The following is an 18,176-nucleotide window of genomic DNA, read 5'->3' as shown; positions in this document are numbered from 1 at the left end:
CGGGCTCCCGGAGTAAAGGGCTGGCGGTGGTCAGGCCGCGATTCGAGCGGCGTTCCGCTACGCGCCGCACACCGTCGGGCTATTGTGCAGGGGATGGCGTTCGCTGTCCAACGCCGGACGGCCTATTCGGCCTCTCCCGGCGCCTCTCGCCCCAGCAGGCGCGCCGCGGCGACCGACCCCGCCAGCAGGGCGACGGTCGGGCCATCGTATGCGACATGACCATCGTCAATCACCAGGGTTCGCGGCGCGATGCGCGCCGCATCGTCCAGGTTGTGCGACACCATCAGCAGGGTCAGCAGCCGCTGGCGGCAGATATCATCCAGCAGCGTGAGCATTTCGGCCCGCAGGGCGGGATCCAGGGCAGAGAAGGGCTCATCCAGCAGCAAAATCGGCTGGCGGCGCAGCAGGCAGCGCGCCAGCGCGGCCCGCTGACGCTGGCCGCCGGAGAGCTGGCTGGGGAGCCGCGGCAGGTAGTCGCGAATACCGACCAGTTCGGCGATATCCGTGAGCCGACGGCGCTGGTCATCATCAAGCCGCAGCCCGGGATCCAGCCCCAGCCCCAGATTCTGAGCGATGGTCAGGTGGGCGAACAGATTGTGCTCCTGGAATAGCATGGATACCGGGCGCTGAGACGGGGGGGCGCGGCGACAATCGATGCCGTTGAGGTACAGATCGCCGCTGCTCGGCGCCAGAAATCCAGCGATGAGGCTCAATAGGGTGCTTTTCCCTGCGCCGCTCGGCCCCAGGATGGCGATGCGCTCGCCGGCGGCGACGTGCAGGCTGAAGCTCAGGGTCTGTTGCTGATAGCGGTAGTTCAGATTATCCAGGCGGATCATGGCGATTTTCTCCCGGCGGGCAGGCGCTCCAGCAGGCTGAAGAGGGTCAGACAAAACAGCAGTAGCAGCAGGGCGGTGACTGCGCCGTCGGCGCTGCGGTAGGCGCCGAGCTGTTGATACAGGTAAAAGGGCAGGGTGCGGAACTGCTCGCTGCCAAACAGGGCGACGACGCCAAAATCGCCCAGCGAGAGGACGCAGGCAAAGGCCAGCGCCTGCGCCAGCGGGCGGCGCAGCGCGCGCAGCTCAATCCAACGCAGGCGATTGAGGCCGCCGATGCGCAGCGACAGGCACAGCGGGTCATAGCGTTCGGCCAGATCGCGCATGGGATATTCGAGCACCTTCATCGCGTAGGGGATCGCCATCAGCGCGTTGGTCACCATCACTAACAGCCCTGGCGATGTGGGCAGGCCGATCGTGGCGTTGAGCAGCAGGAAAAAACCGGTCGCCAGCACGATGCCCGGCATGGCCAGGATCAGCATGCCGCACAGCTCCATTCCCTGCGCCCGCCAGCGCTGGCCGCGCAGGTTCAGCTCGCGGCTGCTCCACAGCAGCATCATGGTCAGCGAGACCGCCAGCGCGCCGGCGCCCAGCGCGATGTACAGCGAGGTTCCCAGCGCCTGCCACAGGGCCGGCTGTCGCAGGACGCTGCCGAGCGCCTGGTTTAGCCCATCGACGATCACCGCCAGCAGCGGCGGCAGCAGCAGCAGCAGGGCGAGGCCTATCGTCAGCGTATCGCTGAGTTTCAGCCTCAGCGAGTCGCGTGTGTCGCGCCACCGCATACGCCGGGTGTGCCCGACTGGCAGAATGCCGGAAAGCCGTTGGCTGAGCAGCACCAACCCCAGGCAGCATCCCAGCTGTAGCAGGGCCAGCTGAGCGGCGCGCGCGGGGTCATAGTCGTAGCTGAGCGCCTGATAGATGGCCAGTTCGATGGTGGTGGCCTGAGGACCGCCGCCCAGCGAGAGCACCGTGGCAAAGCTGGAAAAGCACAGCATGAAGATCAGCGCCCCGGCGGGCGGCAGCTGGCGGCGCAGGTAAGGCCACTCGATGAAGCGCAGGATCTGGCGGGGCGACATGCCCAGCTGGGCGGCGAGCTGGCGCTGTTCAACCGGGATGGACTCCAGCGCCTGCAGCAGCAGGCGGGTGGCCAGCGGCAGGTTGAAGAACACGTGGGCCAGCAGGATCCCCTGCAGTCCGTAGGGGCTGAAGCGATAGTCAATGCCCAGCGTCTGGCACAGTAGCGCCAGCCATCCCTGACGGCCATACACGCTCAGCAGCCCGAAGACGGCCACCAGCACCGGCAGCACCAGGGTCATGGCGCACAGGCGCAGCAGCAGCGCCCGCCCGGGAAAGCGGCGGCGGAACAGCGCCTGGGCCAGCGCGATGGCCGGCAGCAGCGACAGCAGCGTCGAGAGCAGCGCCTGCCAGAAGCTGAAGCGAACCACATGCCACAGATAGCTATCCCGCCACAGCGCCGCGGGCGCGGCGGCGGGGGCGCTATACCACAGTGCGCCGAACGCCAGCAGGGCGATCCCCAGCAGCAGCGCGGCGGCTAGCGCGCCCGGCCAGAGCCAGCGGGGGATCAGCGGCTCAGGGCGCTTTGCCATGCGCGGATCCATTCAGCCCGATGCTGTGCGACGTCGTCGGCGGTAAAGCTGAGTGTCTTCTGCGGCGTGGGCAGGGCGGCGAAGGCCGGCGGCAGCGGCACCGCCGTCGCCGGATACATCCAGTTGCCGGTCGGGATGGCATTCTGGAACGGCGAGGTGGTAATGAACTGCATAAACTGGTGCGCCAACGCCGGCTGCGGGCTGTGCTTCAGTACGCCGGCGACCTCGACCTGCAGGTAGTGGCCTTCGTCAAACATCGCCGCAGCATAGCGATCGCTGTGCTCTTCGATCTGGTGGTAGGCCGGCGAGGTGGTATAGCTCAGCACCATATCCGCCTCTCCCTTCAGGAATAGGCCGTAGGCCTCGCTCCACCCTTTGGTGACGGTGACGGTTTTTTGCGCCAGCTTCTGCCAGGCGGCCGGCGCCTGATCGCCATACACCTTCTGCATCCATAGCAGTAGGCCCAATCCCGGGGTGCTGGTACGAGGATCCTGATAGATAACGCGCCACTTCTCTGGCCCTTCGACCAGCTGTTTCAGGCTGGTAGGCGGATTTTTAACCCGCTGGCGGTCATAGACAAAGGCGAAATAGCCGTAGTCGTAGGGGACGAAGGTGGTATCGTGCCAGCCACCCGGCACCGTCAGTGCTCGGGTATCGGCCTGGCTGGGGCTGAATAGCCCGCTTTGCCGGGCGGCGGTCAGCAGGTTGTTATCCAGCCCCAGCACGACGTCGGCCGGGCTGTTTTTCCCCTCCATCCGCAGGCGATTAAGGATAGCGACGCCGTCCTCCAGCGGGATCAGCTTGAGCTCACAGTGGCAGGATTGTTCGAAGGCCTGCTTGATCTTGGGCCCGGGCCCCCAGTCGGCGGCGAAAGAGTCATAGGTGTAGACGGTCAGGACAGGTTTGCCGGCCGCCTGCGCCAGCAGCGAGACCGTCAGTAGGGCCAGAATGGAAAACAGTTTTTTTAACACTTTGCACTCCCTTGGTGGCGGTGGCAAAGGTCTTTGAGCAGCAACGGGCTCTCTCAAATCCCTCCGCCGGCATTAACCGGATCAGGTTCGACGGGTATGCTCTCAGCCCGGCGATCCGCCGGGCACCCCGTTGAGACGGCGCTTATTGTAAAGAGCGCGTGCGTGATTAGAAAGACGTTTGTTAACGGGAGACGGCCGGAGGATGCTCCGGCGGGGCAAACCAGGCCGACTTGAAGTCAAACCAGCCCAGCGTATTCATCCGCACCCCACGCATGCTGTGCTGGCCGTGCAGCTTGAGCCAGTGGTGAAACAGTGGATGCAGCTGATGCCGCTGCACTAGCTGCTGACTCCACTCCGCCACCGGCAGACGCTGTTCACGCCAGCGGTGGGCCTCGCTGGCCAGATCCAGCCCGGAGCAATGGCTCAGCAGCGGAAGTTCGTACAGCATGGCAAAAATGGAGAACTCCAGCGGCAGATAAAAGTTGGCGCTGCCCAGCCACAGATCGCTCTCGGCGGCGCCCTCGTGCCAGCGGGGATAGTCGATCTCCTGCATTTCCAGCGTGACGCCGTGTGCCGCCAGCAGCGGCTGCAGCGCCTGATAGAGGGCGTGGAACTCCGAATGCTCGCTGTAGAAGGTGATACGCAACTGAGTCAGCTGCGGGGGCTTGGGGCGATTGCTGAGCATCTTGTTGTGGTGCCAGCGCGGCAGCAGGCCGTAGGCGGGAGACCAGTAACGCTGGTGCAGGTGGCTGGCGTTGTTCAATAGGGCGATGGGGTTGATCGTCTGACACAGCCAGGCGCGCACCGCCGGATCGCGCATCTGTGCGCTGCGCTGGTCGAACAGCATAAAATAGTAGCCCTCCTCCAGGCGACTCTCCAGCTCGTCGCCGCCGCTGCCGTCGGCCTGCAGCTGCACGCCGGCGTGAACCAGCGCCTCGGAGATTTCCGGCAGCACCCAGATATTGACCTCATCGATCAGCGCCCGGTAGCCAAAGTAGCCGTCAAAGGCGCGGATCTTCAGCTGGCTTTCCGTGTTGCGTACCACCTGATAGGGGCCGGTACCGACGGGGAGGCGGGCAAAATCGCGCATCTCCTGCCACTCCTGCGGCAGGATCATGGCCGGGACGCTGCCGAGCAGCCAGGGAAGCCAGGCATCCTCCGCCCGCAGATGGATATCGATGACGTGTGGGGTGGGGGAGGCGACCTGCGCGATATGGCGGAACAGCGGCAGCGTGCACAGGCGCTCCAGCGAGGCGATCACGTCGGCCATCGTCAGCTCGCGCCCGTGGTGAAAGTGGATCGCCGGGCGTAGATAGAAGCGCCAGTGCAGCGGGGTCAGCGGCTGCCAGTGGTGGGCCAGATCCGATTCGAGTTCCCCGTTTTCCTCATTTATGCGGGTGAGGCCGCTGAAAATCTGGCGGGCCAGATGGGTCTCCGAGCGGCGTAGCGGCGAGGCGGGCTGTAGCCCGAGCAGTGGGCGGTAATAGAGGATTCGCAGGATATGGCGTCCCTGGCGGAAGCTGCGCCCTAGCTGCGCCAGCAGCATCTGGCGCGCGCTGTCGCGATCGCCGACCAGCTGCACCAGCTGCTCAAAGTGATCCTGCTCCATCAGCTCTTCGGCGCGCAGCTGCTGCACCTCAAGGGCGCTGCAGAGAAAGGCGAGGCGTGAACGTTTTCCGCGTCCGCTGACGGCCTGCCAGCTCAGCCAGCCTTGCTGCTGCATGGCGTTGAGCAGGGTACGAACGTGGCGACGTGAGCAGTTTAGCGCCGCGGCCAACTCGGCCAGCGTGGTATCACAGCCGTTGCCCTGACAGTGCTGCCACAGGCGAATAAACTGATGCTGCAGGCGCGGGGTGGCCATAAATGGGGATCTCTTGTCTGAAAGGCATCTATTTTTCTTTCCCTATATTACGCAGATACTGTCGGCAGATGAAAGAGGGTATCTCTCCGACATCGAAGAGTGTTTCTGAGTAAAGGTGCTTTTCACCGGCCAGCGATCGTCGATCGCTGGCTTTTTTCTGTTTTCCGTCGGTTGCGGCGGGAAAACAGGGTACTCTGTGGCGGCGTTGATGTGATAGAGCCAGCGCGGTGCTTCGGCTACGGCGTCGGCGTTCGCACAGCGCGCGCGACCTGCGCCGGGCCGACGCGGCGTGGGCGGATTCCCACAGAGTAAGATAATAAAAGGATGGCACCCTATGGATAAACTGACGCCGTTAAAGCCTCTGCCCGCCCTGATTGCGCTGGCGATGACCCTGACCCTTTGGTTTATTATCCCGGCGCCGGCCGGCGTGAGCGCCAATGCCTGGCAGCTGCTGGCGCTGTTCGTGGGCACCATTGCCGCCATTATCGGCAAGGCGCTGCCTATCGGCGCGGTTTCGGTGGTGGCGATTGCGCTGGTGGCCCTGACCGGGGTGACCGCGCCCGGAAAACCGGCGGCGGCGTTGAACGACGCCCTGAGCGGCTTTTCCAACGCCCTGATCTGGCTGATCGGCATTTCAATCATGGTCTCGCAAAGCCTGAATAAAACCGGGCTGGGGGAGCGGATCGGCTACTGGTTTATCGCGCTGTGCGGCAAACGCACGCTGGGTATCGCCTATGGTCTGGCGTTGGCGGAGACCTCGCTGGCGCCGGTAACGCCGAGCAATACCGCCCGCGGCGGCGGGATCATTCATCCGATCATGCGCTCGATCGCCGATAGCTTTGGCTCGTATCCGCAGCCGGGATCGACGGAGAAAATCGGCCGCTATCTGTCGCTGGTCAACTACAACATCAACCCGATCACCTCGGCGATGTTTATCACGGCAACGGCACCCAACCCATTGATTGTCAACATTATCGCTAAAGGAACCGGCCATGAGTTTGAGCTGACCTGGGGCGCTGGCGGCGCTGTTGCCGGCGCTACTCTCGCTGCTGCTGATGCCGCTGGTGGTCTACTGGCTTTATCCGCCGCAGATCCGCCATACCCCAGATGCCCCGCGCTTTGCCCGCGAACGCCTGCGGGCGCTGGGGCCGATTTCTCTGGCCGAGAAGATCACGCTGGCGGTATTCCTGCTATTGCTCGTGCTGTGGGCGGATATTCCGGCCTGGCTGCTGGGCGATGGCTGGTCGGTCAATGCCACCACGGCGGCCTTTGTCGGCCTGGCCATCCTGCTGTGCAGCGGGGTGCTTAGCTGGGATGATCTGCTGAAGTGCAAAGGGGCGTGGGATACGGTGATGTGGTTCGCCGCGCTGGTGATGATGGCGACCTTCCTCGGCAAACTGGGGCTGATAGCCTGGCTTTCCCAGAGCGTCAGCGCGCTGATCGATGGCATGGGGATGCACTGGGTCGGCGGTATGCTGCTGCTGACGCTGGTGTATGTCTATGCGCACTACTTCTTTGCCAGCACCACGGCGCACATCACCGCCATGTTCGCCGCCTTCTTTGCCGCCGGTCTGGCGCTGGGCGTTCCGCCGGCGCTGTTTGCGCTGGTGCTGGCCTTCTCCTCCTCGCTGATGATGTCGCTGACCCACTACGGCACCGGCACCGCGCCGATTATCTTTGGCTCCGGCTATGTCACGCTCGGGGAGTGGTGGAAGACCGGGTTTATTCTCAGCGCCGTGAACCTGACGCTGTGGCTCAGCGTCGGCAGCCTGTGGTGGCACTGGCTGGGCTATTGGTGACGCGCCGCCCTTCGCAGGTCTGCGGCGGGCGGCTTTGCCCTAATTAGTCGCTGCCGATAAAGCCGCCGGTCTGATGAGCCCACAGCTGGGCATAGATGCCGTTTTGCCGCAGTAGTTCCCGGTGGCTGCCCTGGGCGACTATCCGCCCGTGGTCCATGACGATAAGGCGATCCATGGCGGCGATGGTCGAGAGGCGGTGCGCGATGGCGATAACCGTTTTCCCGGCCATCATCTGCGCTAGGTTGTCCTGAATGGCGGCCTCGGCCTCGGAGTCGAGCGCGGAGGTCGCCTCGTCCATGATGAGAATGGGCGCATCCTTGAGCAAGACCCGGGCGATGGCGATACGCTGGCGCTGTCCACCGGACAGCTTGACTCCGCGCTCGCCGACCTGGGAGTCATAACCGCGCTGGCCCGTATCGTCAGCCAGTTGGCAAATAAAGTCATGCGCCTCCGCCCGCCGGCAGGCCGCGATCATCTCCGCCTCGCTGGCCTGCGGATTGCCATACAGCAGGTTTTCGCGGATTGAGCGGTGCAGCAGGGCGGTATCCTGGGTGATCATGCCTATCTGTCGGCGCAAAGAGGTCTGCGTAACCTCTGCGATGTTCTGGGCATCAAGGGTAATGCTGCCCGACTGCAGGTCATAAAACCGCAGCAGCAGATGCATCAAACTGGACTTTCCGGCCCCGGAGCGGCCGACAAGGGCGACCTTTTCACCGGGGCGGATGTGCAGATCCAGCCTATCGAACAGCGTCCGTCCGCCGGGGTAGCCAAAGCCGACGGCGTTAAAACGAATCTCGCCGTGCGTCAGGCGCAGCGGTACAACCCCCGGTTTATCGGCGACGTCGATGTCGTTGGCGACGGTATGGATGCTGTCGATGACCTGCCCGATGCTTTCAAACAGCGCGCGTACCTCCCACATAATCCACTTGGACATGCCCTGTAGACGCAGGGCAAGACTGATGCCGACGGCGATGACGCCGACGCTGACCGCCTGCTGCTGCCACAGGGCGATAGAGAGCGCCGCCAGGGAGAACAGCAGCAGATAGTTGATGACATCCACGCTGAACAGCAGCCCGGTCAGGGTACGCATCTGACGGTATACCGTGGTCAGATAGCGCTGCATGGCGTGTCGGGCATAGTCGCTTTCGCGCTGGTCATGGGAAAACAGTTTGACGGTGGTGATGTGGGTATAGGTGTCCACGATGGTGCCGCTCATCACGGACTGCGCGTTGGCCTGCTCGCTGGCGATACGCCGCAGGCGCGGCAGGAGACGGATCTGAATCAGGGTATAGGCCGCCAGCCACAGCAGCAGGGGGAGCAGCAGCAGCGCATCGACGCTGGCGATCATGACCAGCACCGAGAGCAGATAGACCAGAATATAGATCAACAGATCGACCATTCTCATGACCACTTCGCGCACCGATTGGGCACTTTGCATCACCTTTGCCGCCACCCGCCCGGCGAAATCACGCTGAAAAAACGCGATGCTCTGGCCGAGGAGATAGCGGTGTACCTGCCAACGGATGGCCATGGGGTAGTTCCCCAGAATACTTTGGTGCAGCAGGTTCGAGTGCAGCCAGGCCAGTAAGGGCATGACCGCCAGCACCAGAATCGCCATGACTATCAGGCTGGGGCGTTGATCGGCCCAGAAGGTGGCGCGCTCGGCGCGGCTCAGCAGATCGACCAGCTCGCCCAGGTAGCGTAACAGCGTGACTTCGCAGACGGCGACGGCGGCGCTGAGCAGCGCCATGGCGCAGAGCGGACGTTCAAAGCCGCGGGTGTAGTGGCGACAGAAGCCGAACAGCGTCGCCGGCGGTTTTTGGGGATCCTGTGACGGGAACGGCTCCGTCAGTCGTTCGAACCACTGAAACATGGATAAACCCTGGATGGCACGCAGAGTTGCCAAGTGGAAAAGGTGAATATAGAATGCAAATGATAATAAAAATGGTTATCAATTGGTGTCAATTCATCACAAGGGAACGCCATGTTTTCGCTAACCAACTTGGAGGTTGTGCGCGGGGGACGCGAAGTCCTGGCTATCGAACAGTTGACGATCCCAACGGATCGTTTGACGGTGATTCTGGGACATAACGGGTCCGGTAAATCGACGCTGGTCAGCCTGCTGGCCGGTCAGCTGCACCCCGACGGCGGCCAGATCGCTCTGGATGGGCAGGTGTTGTCATCCCTCTCCGCCGGCGCACTGGCGCGGCGGGTGGCCTTTTTACCGCAGAAGCTGCCCGCCAGCGCCGGGTTGACCGTGAGGGAGCTGGTGCGCCTGGGGCGCTTCCCCTGGCGTGGCATGCTGGGACGCTGGCGCCGTGAAGATCGACAGCTCATCGACGCGGCGATGGCTGAGACCGGGGTGACCCCCTTTGCCGAAACGCTGGTGGATACGCTGTCCGGCGGGGAGCGCCAGCGGGCGTGGGTCGCCATGCTGCTGGCACAGGCCTCGCCGCTGCTGATCCTCGATGAGCCGACCTCGGCGCTGGATATCCAGCATCAGTACCAACTCATGGCGCTGCTATCGGCGCTGCCGCGCGGCGTCTTGGTCATTCTGCACGACCTGAATCTGGCGCTGCGCTATGCCGATCACGTGATTGCCCTGAAGCAGGGGCGCGTGGCCTTCGCTGGCCCGGCGGCGGCGTTGGCCGACGAGCGGCGCCTGTCCGAGCTGTACCAAACCCCGATCCGCCTGACGGATCACCCGCATCCTGCCCCCGGGGCGCCGCCTCATAAAGTTGCTATCGTATGTGCTTGATGTTTAATTTTATTTTTAGATTTTTTGCGCCGTTGGCGCTGCTACTCTCCCTGTTTTCACCCAGCGCGCAGGCGCTGACGGTCAGCGACAGCCGCGGTACTCATCAGCTACCGGCCGTGCCGACGCGAGCCGTGGTGCTGGACTGGGATCTGCTGGAGCAGACCATCGAGCTGGGGGTGACGCCGCTGGCCGCCACCGATCTGGACAGCTACCGCGAATGGGTGGCACAGCCGCCGATACCGGCGCAGACGCAGAGCGTCGGCAGCCGAGAAGAGCCGAATCTGGAGCGCATCGCGGCGCTGAAACCCGATGTGATCCTCGCCAGCGAAATGCAGCAGGCGCTGCTACCGCGCCTGATGCAGATTGCGCCGGTGCTGTATTACACCAATTTTTCCGCCGCGGACGATCACGCCGCGGTGGCGATAGCGCAGTTCCGCTAGCTGGCGCAGGCGTTTGGTCGTGAGGCGATCGCGGAGCAGAAGCTGGCCGCGATGCAGGCCCGCTTTCAGCATTTATCACGGGCGCTGCGCGCGGCGTTTCAGGGCCAGCTCCCCGCCGTCACGGTGATGCGCTTTGCCAGCACGACCTCAACCTACCTGTATACCACTAACTCGATGCCGGTCTATGTCCTGCGCCAGCTGGGGATCTCGCCTGCACTGGCGCCGCCGCCGGCGCGCTGGGGGATTGTCCGGCAGCCGATCGCTGGGCTACAGCGGGTCGGCCAAGGCTACGTGCTCTACTTTTTGCCTTTTCATGACGCCGCGCGCCTGGATGCGACGCAGCTATGGCAGGCGATGCCGTTTGTCCGCGGGCAGCGGGTGAGCGCCGTCCGTCCGGTCTGGAGCTATGGCGGCGCGATGTCGTTACAGTATGCCGCAGAGGCGATGGCGGAAAGCCTGATGGCGCTGGCGGTGCAGAAATGAGCGGCGCAGTAAGGCTGGCGGCGCCGCTGCTGCTGTTGACGCTGGCCGTGGCATCGCTGCAGTGGGCGCAGCCGCTGACGCTGCTGCAGCAATGGCAGCTCCTGCTGGCCCCGCAGCAGGCGCAGAGTCTCGATGACATTCTGTGGTTGTACTCGCAGCTACCGCGTCTGGCGATCACGCTGTTGGTGGGGGCAACGCTGGGCCTGGCCGGCAGCGTGATGCAGCAGCTGACCCAGAATGCGCTGATGTCGCCGCTGACGATGGGCACCTCGTCGGGGGCATGGCTGGCATTGGTGCTGCTGGCGGCATTCTGGCCTGGGCAGCAGGCGCAGTGGGGTGCCCTTGCCGCGATGGGGGGCGCTTTGCTGGCCTTTGCCCTGATCGTGCTGATCGCCGGGCTGGACAACATGACCGGCCTGCCGATGGTCATCGCCGGCATGGTGATTAACATTCTGCTCGGTGCGCTGGCATCGGGGGTGCTGCTGCTACAGCACCCCTATGCGCAGAACATCTTCCTGTGGGGCAGCGGCGACTTGGCGCAAAGCGACTGGGGGTGGGTGCGCTGGCTGTTACCCCGCCTGACGCCGGCCCTGCTGCTGCTGCTGTTCGCCCCGCGGGTGCTACAGCTGCTGCGCCTGGGGCACCAGGGGGCGCAGGCGCGCGGCGCGGCGGTGGTTCCGCTCTTTTTTGCGCTGATGCTGCTGACCATCTGGCTGGTCTCTGCGGCGGTGACGGCCGTCGGGCTGATCGGTTTTATCGGCCTGCTGACGCCCAACATCGTGCGGGCGCTGGGGGTGCGGACGCCGCGGGGCGAGCTGTATGCCAGCCTGCTGGGCGGAGCGCTGCTGTTACTGCTGACCGATGCGCTGGCGCAGGGGGGTCGCTGTGGCTGGGGCAGCTCTTGCCGACCGGCGTGGTGGCCGCCGCTATCGGCGCACCGGCGCTGATCCTGTTCAGCCGGCGTCGCCTGAGCGCGCCGGATGGCCTGGGGGCGCCCCTGATATCGGCCCGCGGACGGGTTTCGGCGTGGGTTGGCGCGGCGTTGACGACGCTTGCTGCGTTGGCGTTGCTCGGCTACCTGACCTACCAGCCGGAGGCGGCGGGCTGGCCCTTTGCCTGGCCACAGGCGTATCAGTGGGCGCTGCGCTGGCCGCGGGCGCTGGTGGCGTTGAGCTGCGGCGGGGCGTTGGCGCTGGCCGGCGTGCTGTTACAGCGTCTGATGTATAACCCGTTGGCCAGCCCCGATCTGCTGGGCGTCTCCTCCGGTGCCACGCTGACGCTGGTCTTGGCGATGCTGTGGTGTGGCCAGACGCTAACGGCCTTACAGCAGTGGGGCGTCGGCCTGGCGGGCAGCCTGGCGGTACTGGCGGCACTGATGGCGCTGGGGCGTCGCCAGCGTTACGCCCCGGCCAGCGTGATCCTGACCGGTATCGCGCTGACGGCGCTGTTGCAGGCGCTGGTGCAGTTTTTCCTGGCGCAGGGAGGCCAGGACAGCTACCGCATTTTGCAGTGGCTGGCGGGCTCCACCTATCGGGTGACGGCCGTGCAGGCGCTGCTGCTCTCTACGCTGACGGCGCTGCTGCTGCTGTTGGCGCTGTTTGTCGCGCGCGCCCTGACGCTGCTCTCCATCGGCCGCGCCTTTTCCCAGGCCCGCGGGTTGAACGGCGCGAGGGCCACGGCGCTGCTGTTGGCGCTGGTGGCGCTGCTGTGCGCCATTGCGACGGCGGCGATGGGCCCGGTGGCCTTTGTCGGCCTGATGGCGCCGCACCTGGCGCAGATGCTGGGCGCGCGGACGGCCAGGGCGCAGATGGGGCTGGCCGCGTTGCTGGGGGCTGCGACGCTGCTGTGGGCAGACTGGCTGGGGCAGGCCTTACTGTACCCCCGTGCGATGGCGGCCGGGACGCTGGTCGCCATCGTCGGGGCCACCTATTTCCTGCTGCTGCTGATCGCTGGGCGCCTGACGCGCCGCCGTCTTCAGCGCGTCACGTAGCGGTACGATCCGCGGCGCTGACCCACGCAGCGAGTACGGCGTTTTGGGTTGTTTTTACGTAATGATTATAAAAATCATTTTTATTTTTGTTTTATTTATATAAGGGAAATTATGTCATCACTGCGTTTATCCCGCATGGGCATGGGCATGGGCATGGGGCTGTTGGGCGCAATCTCGCTAGGCTGCACGTCTGCTGCGATGGCGGAGGAGAGCGCTCGCCCGACGGATGAGATCACGGTTAGCGGCTCGCAGGTTGCGCTGGGCGACAGCTATGAGGGCGGGCAGGTCGCGCGTACTGGGCGACTGGGTATGCTGGGTAACAGCGATTTTATGGATGCTCCCTTTACCCTGACCAGCTACACCTCGGCGTTGATTGAGCAGCAGCAGGCAGTCAGCGTGGCCGATGTGTTGCAAAACGATCCCACCGTGCGGGTGGCCAAGGGATTCGGCAACTTCCAAGAGCTGTATATGATCCGCGGTTTCCCGGTGTACTCCGATGATATGACCCTGAACGGGGTCTACGGGATTTTACCGCGTCAGTTTGTCGCCGCCGAAATGCTGGAGCGGGTTGAAGTGCTGCGCGGTGCCAATACCTTCCTGAACGGCGCAGCGCCCGGCGGCAGCGCCGTGGGGGGGATGGTGAACCTGGTGCCGAAGCGGGCGGGATCTATGCCGCTGACGCGGGTCACCGGCGGTGTGCAGGGGGATGGCCAGGGCTACGCGGCGTTGGATGTGGCCCGGCGCTTCGGTGACGATGAGGCCAACGGCATTCGGGTTAATCTGGTCGGACGGGACGGTAAGCGCGCGGTCGCCCGAGAGAAACAGCGCCTCGGCGCGATCTCCATCGGCTTCGATCATCGCCGTGACCGGCTGCAGCTATCGGCGGACATCGGCTATCAGGATCACCATATCGATGCGCCGCGCCCCAGCGTCACGCCGGGGGGGCCCACGCTGCCTGCGGCGCCGTCGGCCAGTAAAAACTATGCCCAGGACTGGACCTATACCGATGAGAAGCAGCTGTTTGGCGTCGTGCGCGGTGAGTATTTACTGAACGACAGCACCCGTGTCTGGCTGGGGGCGGGGGCGCGGCAGGGTAAAGAGCATAACCTGTTGGCTAACCCCACGGCCGATGGCGATGGGGTGCTCTCGGCTTTCCTGTTCGAAAACGTCAGGCGGGATAACGTGTTGTCTGCCGATGCCGGCGTGCGTCACGATCTGACCACCGGCGGCGTCAACCATACGCTGGTGCTCTCCGCGGCGGCGTATCAGCTGCGCTCCAAGAATGGCTGGGCCATGTCGTCCACGTTTAGCGGCTTTGGGACGCTGAATGACATGGCGTCGGTGGCCCGCCCGGAAGCTAGCTTCTTCGGCGGGTCGCTCAGCGATGCGCGGGAGACGGAGCGTAACAGCAGCCACAGCGTGGCGCTGGCCGATACCCTGGGCATACTGGAGGATAAGATCAAGCTGACGCTCGGCGGCCGCTGGCAGCGCCTGGAAACCCGTTCTTATGACTATGATAGCGGCGCCCTCAGCGGTCGCTATGGGAAAAACGCCCTGACGCCTTTCGTCGGTGCGCTGTACCAGCCTTCGCTGGAGGTGGCGCTGTTCGCCAACTACGCCGAGGCGCTGCTGCCCAGCGGGGTGGCGCCGGCAACCAGCAATGGCGTCACGGTAAGCAACGCCGGCCAGGTCTTTGCCCCGTTCCGCGCCCAGCAGATCGAGGCGGGGGCCAAGTATGACAATGGCATGTTTGGGGCGTCGGTCAGCCTGTTCCAGATTACTCGTCCGGAGTTTCGCCTGGACGATACCACCTATACCGATAATGGCGAGCAGCGTAACCGCGGGATTGAGCTGACGCTGTTTGGTAAACCCCATGATCGCGTCACGATGCTGGGGGGCGTAACGCTGCTGGATGCCCGGCAGCAAAAGAGCTCGCTCGGCGGTCAGGACGGGAAGCGAGCGATAGGCGTACCGGCGGTTCAGGCAAATCTGAACCTGGGCTGGGAGACGCCGTTTATCGACGGGCTGGCGCTGGAGGGGCGCGCGGTCTATACCGCCTCACAGTATGCTGATGCCGCCAATACCCTGTCTATTCCGGCGTGGGTACGCGTCGATTTGGGGGCGCGCTATGCGCTGAAGCTCGACGGTCATGACGTGACGCTGCGCGCGCGGGTCGAGAACCTGAGCGATAAGCGCTACTGGTCGTCCGTCGGCGGTTATCCGGGCAGTAACTATCTGGTGCAGGGCAACCCGCGCACCTTTATCGTCTCTGCCAGCTACGACTTCTAACCCAACGGCGGCCGGGTGATGCCCGTGCCGCCGCGGTCGTTAACGCAGAAACGCGGGTCGACGCGCTTCGTAGTCGTCGATCGCCGACGCATGCCGTAGCGTCAGGCCAATGCCGTCCAGGCCGTGGATGAGACAGTGGCGGCGGAACGGGTCCAGCGTAAAGGTATAGCGCGTGTCGCCCGCCTGCAGCGTCTGCTGCTCTACGTCCACGCTAAATGCGATGCCGGGCGATGCGCTGACCAGGGTAAACAGCGCCGCTATCTGTGCCTCGTCGAGGATAATGGGCAGCAGCTGGCTGTTAAACGCATTGCCGTAAAATATATCGGCAAAGCTGGGGGCGATAACCACACGGAAGCCGTAGTCGGTCAGCGCCCAGGGCGCGTGCTCACGCGATGAACCACAGCCAAAGTTTTCCCGCGCCAGCAGAATACTGCCCTGTTGGAACGGGGGTTGATTCAGGACGAACGCCGGGTTGGGCCGCTCCCCTGCCTCGTCCAGAAAGCGCCAGTCGTGAAACAGGTGGCGGCCAAATCCGCTGCGGGTCACCTTCTGCAGAAACTGCTTGGGAATAATGGCATCGGTATCCACGTTGGCGGCGTCCAGCGGGACGACGATACCGGTATGGCGGGTGAACTCAGTCATGGGCAGGCTCCTGAAACTGACGAATATCGGCAAAGTGGCCGCAGACGGCGGCGGCGGCGGCCATGGCCGGGCTGACCAGATGAGTACGCCCGCCGCGCCCCTGGCGTCCTTCAAAATTGCGGTTGCTGGTTGAGGCGCAGCGTTCACCGCTGCCCAGGCGGTCATTATTCATCGCTAGGCACATGGAGCAGCCCGGCAGGCGCCATTCAAAGCCGGCCTCGGTAAAGATTTTATCCAGCCCTTCGGCCTCGGCCTGCGCCTTGACGGGCCCTGAGCCGGGAACCACCATGGCCTGCACGCCCGGCGCGACCCGGCGCCCGCGGGCGACGGCGGCGGCGGCCCGCAGATCCTCAATGCGGGAGTTGGTACAGGAACCGATGAAGACCCGATCGATGGCGACGTCGCTCATGCGCGTCCCCGGCTGCAGATCCATATAGGCCAGCGCTTTGTGGGCCGAGGCGCGGGCGATGGGGTCGGACAGCGACGCCGGCGAGGGAATGGGCGTATCGATGGCGATAACCTGGCCGGGGTTAGTCCCCCAGGTGACCTGAGGGGCAATGTCATCGGCCTGCAGGGTCACGGTGCGATCGTAGCGCGCATCCGCATCAGAGCGCAGAGTGCGCCAATGGTCGACGGCCTGCTGCCACTGTGCGCCCTGTGGGGCAAACGGCCTCCCCTGAAGATCGGCGAATGTCGTCTCGTCCGGCGCGATCAGGCCGGCCTTGGCACCCAGCTCGATAGCCATGTTGCACAGCGTCATGCGCCCTTCCATGGACAGCGCCTCCACCGCCGGGCCGCAAAACTCCACCACATATCCGGTGCCGCCGGCGTGGCCGAGGTGCCCGATGACCGCCAGCACGATGTCCTTGGCGCTGATCCCCTCGGCGCATCTCCCCTGGATGACGACCTGCATCGTACGGGCGCGGTCCTGCTTCAGCGTTTGGGTCGCCAGCACATGTTCTACCTCTGAGGTGCCGATACCGAAGGCCAGAGCGCCGAAGGCTCCGTGGGTGGCGGTATGGGAGTCGCCGCAGACGATGGTGCTCCCCGGCAGGGTCATGCCTTGCTCCGGGCCGATAACGTGGACGATCCCTTGGTGAGGGTGGTGCAGATCGTACAGCTGGACGCCGAACTCACGGCAGTTAGCCATCAGGGTTTCCATCTGAACCCGGGCCATCTCGCCGCAGGCGCGGATGTCGCGGCTCTGGGTGGAGACATTGTGATCCATGGTGGCAAAGGTATGCTCCGGCCGACGTACCCGGCGCCCCTGGGCGCGCAGCCCGTCGAAGGCCTGCGGTGAGGTGACCTCATGCACCAGGTGACGATCGATATACAGCAGCGGGGTCTCGCCGGGCATCTGATGGACGATATGGGCGTCATACAGCTTTTGATACAGTGTTTTGCCCATGCTTAGGCCTCCTGTGTAATCAGTCGGGCGATGGCGTCACCCATTTCGTCGGTGGAGACCGCCGGCGTGCCGGCGGCCAGATCCGCGGTCTTAATGCCTTGGGTCAGCGCCTGGTTGACGGCGCGCTCAATCGCCGCTGCGGCGGTCTCGGCGGATAGGCTGTGGCGCAGCAGCAGCGCCAGCGACAGGATCTGGGCTATCGGGTTGGCCAGATTCTGACCGGCGATGTCCGGCGCCGAGCCGCCTGCCGGCTCATACAGACCGAATCCCTGCTCATTCAGGCTGGCGGAGGGCAGCATCCCCATGGAGCCGGTCAGCATGGCGCACTCGTCGGAGAGAATATCGCCGAAGAGGTTGCTGCACAGCAGCACGTCAAACTGGGCGGGGTCTTTGATCAGCTGCATGGTGGCGTTGTCGATATACATATGGTTCAACGCCACCTGGGGATAGTCCTGCGCTATCTCGCTGACCACTTCGCGCCACAGCAGTGAGCTTTGCAATACGTTGGCCTTGTCGATGGAGGTCACCTGCGCGCGGCGGGAGGCTGCGGCCTCAAAGGCCAGGCGAGCAATGCGTTCGATCTCAAAGCGGTAGTAGACTTCAGTGTCGAAGGCGCGCTGATGCATGCCATGTCCCTCACGCCCCTTGGGCTGGCCGAAGTAGATGCCGCCGGTCAGTTCGCGGACGCACAGAATGTCGAAGCCACGGGTGGCGATATCGGCGCGCAGCGGGCACAGGGACTCCAGCCCCGGGTAGAGGCGCGCCGGCCGCAGGTTGCTGAACAGCTTAAAATGTTTGCGCAGCGGTAGCAGGGCACCCCGCTCCGGTTGGTCAGCCGGCGGCAGATGCTCCCAGCGCGGCCCGCCGACGGAGCCGAACAGGATCGCGTCGGCCTGCTCGCAGCCGCGCAGGGTCGCCTGCGGCAGCGGGGTGCCGTGGCGATCGATGGCGATGCCACCGATATCGTATTCGCTGGTGGTGATACGCAGCCCAAAGCGGCTGCGCACGGCGTCCATGACCTTATTGGCCTGCGCCATGATTTCCGGGCCGATGCCGTCGCCGGGCAGTACGGCAATGTGATGGGGGTGGCTCATA

At 64.4% G+C, this 18,176-nt stretch carries 14 protein-coding genes, 1 pseudogene and 1 riboswitch; of the genes and pseudogenes, 7 read left to right on the top strand and 8 right to left on the bottom strand.

Annotation, left to right across the window (positions count from 1 at the left end; genetic code table 11):
• Nucleotides 1-122 precede the first annotated feature (122 nt).
• The 4 genes from thiQ to sgrR form a co-directional block, all read right to left on the bottom strand.
• Nucleotides 123-836 (bottom strand): thiamine ABC transporter ATP-binding protein ThiQ, encoded by a 714-nt coding sequence (gene thiQ, locus QY76_RS17235; RefSeq protein ID WP_034163105.1) that lies wholly within the window; start codon nt 834-836, stop codon nt 123-125.
• Nucleotides 833-2,440: a thiamine/thiamine pyrophosphate ABC transporter permease ThiP gene (gene thiP / locus QY76_RS17230; RefSeq protein WP_034163106.1), complete on the bottom strand. Its 1,608-nt coding sequence runs from the start codon at nt 2,438-2,440 to the stop codon at nt 833-835. The genes thiQ and thiP overlap by 4 nt, the downstream gene beginning before the upstream one ends.
• The gene (thiB, locus tag QY76_RS17225; RefSeq protein WP_034163107.1) at nt 2,416-3,411 is read right to left on the bottom strand and encodes a thiamine ABC transporter substrate binding subunit; all 996 of its coding nucleotides are present in this window, start codon (nt 3,409-3,411) and stop codon (nt 2,416-2,418) included. The genes thiP and thiB overlap by 25 nt, the downstream gene beginning before the upstream one ends.
• A gap of 40 nt (nt 3,412-3,451) precedes the next feature.
• A riboswitch (TPP riboswitch) is annotated at nt 3,452-3,551 on the bottom strand.
• 41 nt (nt 3,552-3,592) lie between these two features.
• A complete protein-coding gene (gene sgrR, locus QY76_RS17220; RefSeq protein WP_045425163.1) occupies nt 3,593-5,272 on the bottom strand; it encodes an HTH-type transcriptional regulator SgrR in 1,680 nt (559 codons plus the stop codon).
• Between the two features lie 334 nt (nt 5,273-5,606).
• On the opposite strand from sgrR, the pseudogene QY76_RS17215 reads away from it, so the two are divergent.
• Nucleotides 5,607-7,071: pseudogene (locus tag QY76_RS17215) on the top strand (DASS family sodium-coupled anion symporter).
• 43 nt (nt 7,072-7,114) lie between these two features.
• Here the strand turns inward: QY76_RS17215 and QY76_RS17210 are convergent.
• Entirely contained in the window at nt 7,115-8,944 is a 1,830-nt protein-coding gene (locus QY76_RS17210; RefSeq protein ID WP_049648909.1) for an ABC transporter ATP-binding protein, read from the bottom strand.
• A gap of 111 nt (nt 8,945-9,055) precedes the next feature.
• Between QY76_RS17210 and QY76_RS17205 the strand changes: the two genes are divergently transcribed.
• The 6 genes from QY76_RS17205 (at nt 9,056) to QY76_RS17190 (ending at nt 15,031) form a co-directional block, all read left to right on the top strand.
• On the top strand, nt 9,056-9,829 hold the full coding sequence (locus QY76_RS17205; RefSeq protein ID WP_034163111.1) for an ABC transporter ATP-binding protein: 774 nt from the start codon (nt 9,056-9,058) through the stop codon (nt 9,827-9,829).
• Nucleotides 9,829-10,269 carry an ABC transporter substrate-binding protein gene (locus tag QY76_RS19560; protein ID WP_235439435.1) on the top strand — a complete coding sequence of 147 codons (441 nt, stop codon included), beginning with the start codon at nt 9,829-9,831 and terminating at the stop codon, nt 10,267-10,269. The genes QY76_RS17205 and QY76_RS19560 overlap by 1 nt, the downstream gene beginning before the upstream one ends.
• Nucleotides 10,270-10,320: 51 nt before the next feature.
• On the top strand, nt 10,321-10,752 hold the full coding sequence (locus tag QY76_RS19555) for a hypothetical protein (protein ID WP_235439434.1): 432 nt from the start codon (nt 10,321-10,323) through the stop codon (nt 10,750-10,752).
• The gene (locus QY76_RS19550; RefSeq protein WP_235439433.1) at nt 10,749-11,699 is read left to right on the top strand and encodes an iron chelate uptake ABC transporter family permease subunit; all 951 of its coding nucleotides are present in this window, start codon (nt 10,749-10,751) and stop codon (nt 11,697-11,699) included. Before QY76_RS19555 ends, QY76_RS19550 begins: the two co-directional genes overlap by 4 nt.
• Nucleotides 11,654-12,742 carry an iron chelate uptake ABC transporter family permease subunit gene (locus QY76_RS19545; protein WP_235439432.1) on the top strand — a complete coding sequence of 363 codons (1,089 nt, stop codon included), beginning with the start codon at nt 11,654-11,656 and terminating at the stop codon, nt 12,740-12,742. The genes QY76_RS19550 and QY76_RS19545 overlap by 46 nt, the downstream gene beginning before the upstream one ends.
• A 111-nt stretch (nt 12,743-12,853) precedes the next feature.
• Complete coding sequence (locus QY76_RS17190; protein WP_081854071.1) at nt 12,854-15,031, top strand: TonB-dependent siderophore receptor; 2,178 nt, start codon at nt 12,854-12,856, stop codon at nt 15,029-15,031.
• A 39-nt stretch (nt 15,032-15,070) separates the two neighbouring features.
• On the opposite strand, the gene leuD is transcribed toward QY76_RS17190, so the two are convergent.
• The 3 genes from leuD to leuB are packed head-to-tail and all read right to left on the bottom strand — an operon-like array spanning nt 15,071 to nt 18,175.
• Nucleotides 15,071-15,673, bottom strand: a complete 603-nt coding sequence (gene leuD, locus QY76_RS17185) for a 3-isopropylmalate dehydratase small subunit (protein WP_034163115.1) — start codon at nt 15,671-15,673, stop codon at nt 15,071-15,073.
• Entirely contained in the window at nt 15,666-17,081 is a 1,416-nt protein-coding gene (leuC, locus tag QY76_RS17180; protein WP_045425157.1) for a 3-isopropylmalate dehydratase large subunit, read from the bottom strand. The genes leuD and leuC overlap by 8 nt, the downstream gene beginning before the upstream one ends.
• Nucleotides 17,082-17,083: 2 nt before the next feature.
• Nucleotides 17,084-18,175, bottom strand: coding sequence for a 3-isopropylmalate dehydrogenase (gene leuB, locus QY76_RS17175; protein ID WP_034163118.1), 1,092 nt, complete (start codon nt 18,173-18,175; stop codon nt 17,084-17,086).
• Between the last annotated feature and the right edge of the window lies 1 nt (nt 18,176).

This window comes from Edwardsiella sp. EA181011 (genome assembly GCF_000800725.1).
Taxonomy (GTDB): domain Bacteria; phylum Pseudomonadota; class Gammaproteobacteria; order Enterobacterales; family Enterobacteriaceae; genus Edwardsiella; species Edwardsiella anguillarum.
Note: the sequence above shows the minus strand (reverse complement) of the source record. Positions and strands in the feature narration are given on the sequence as shown.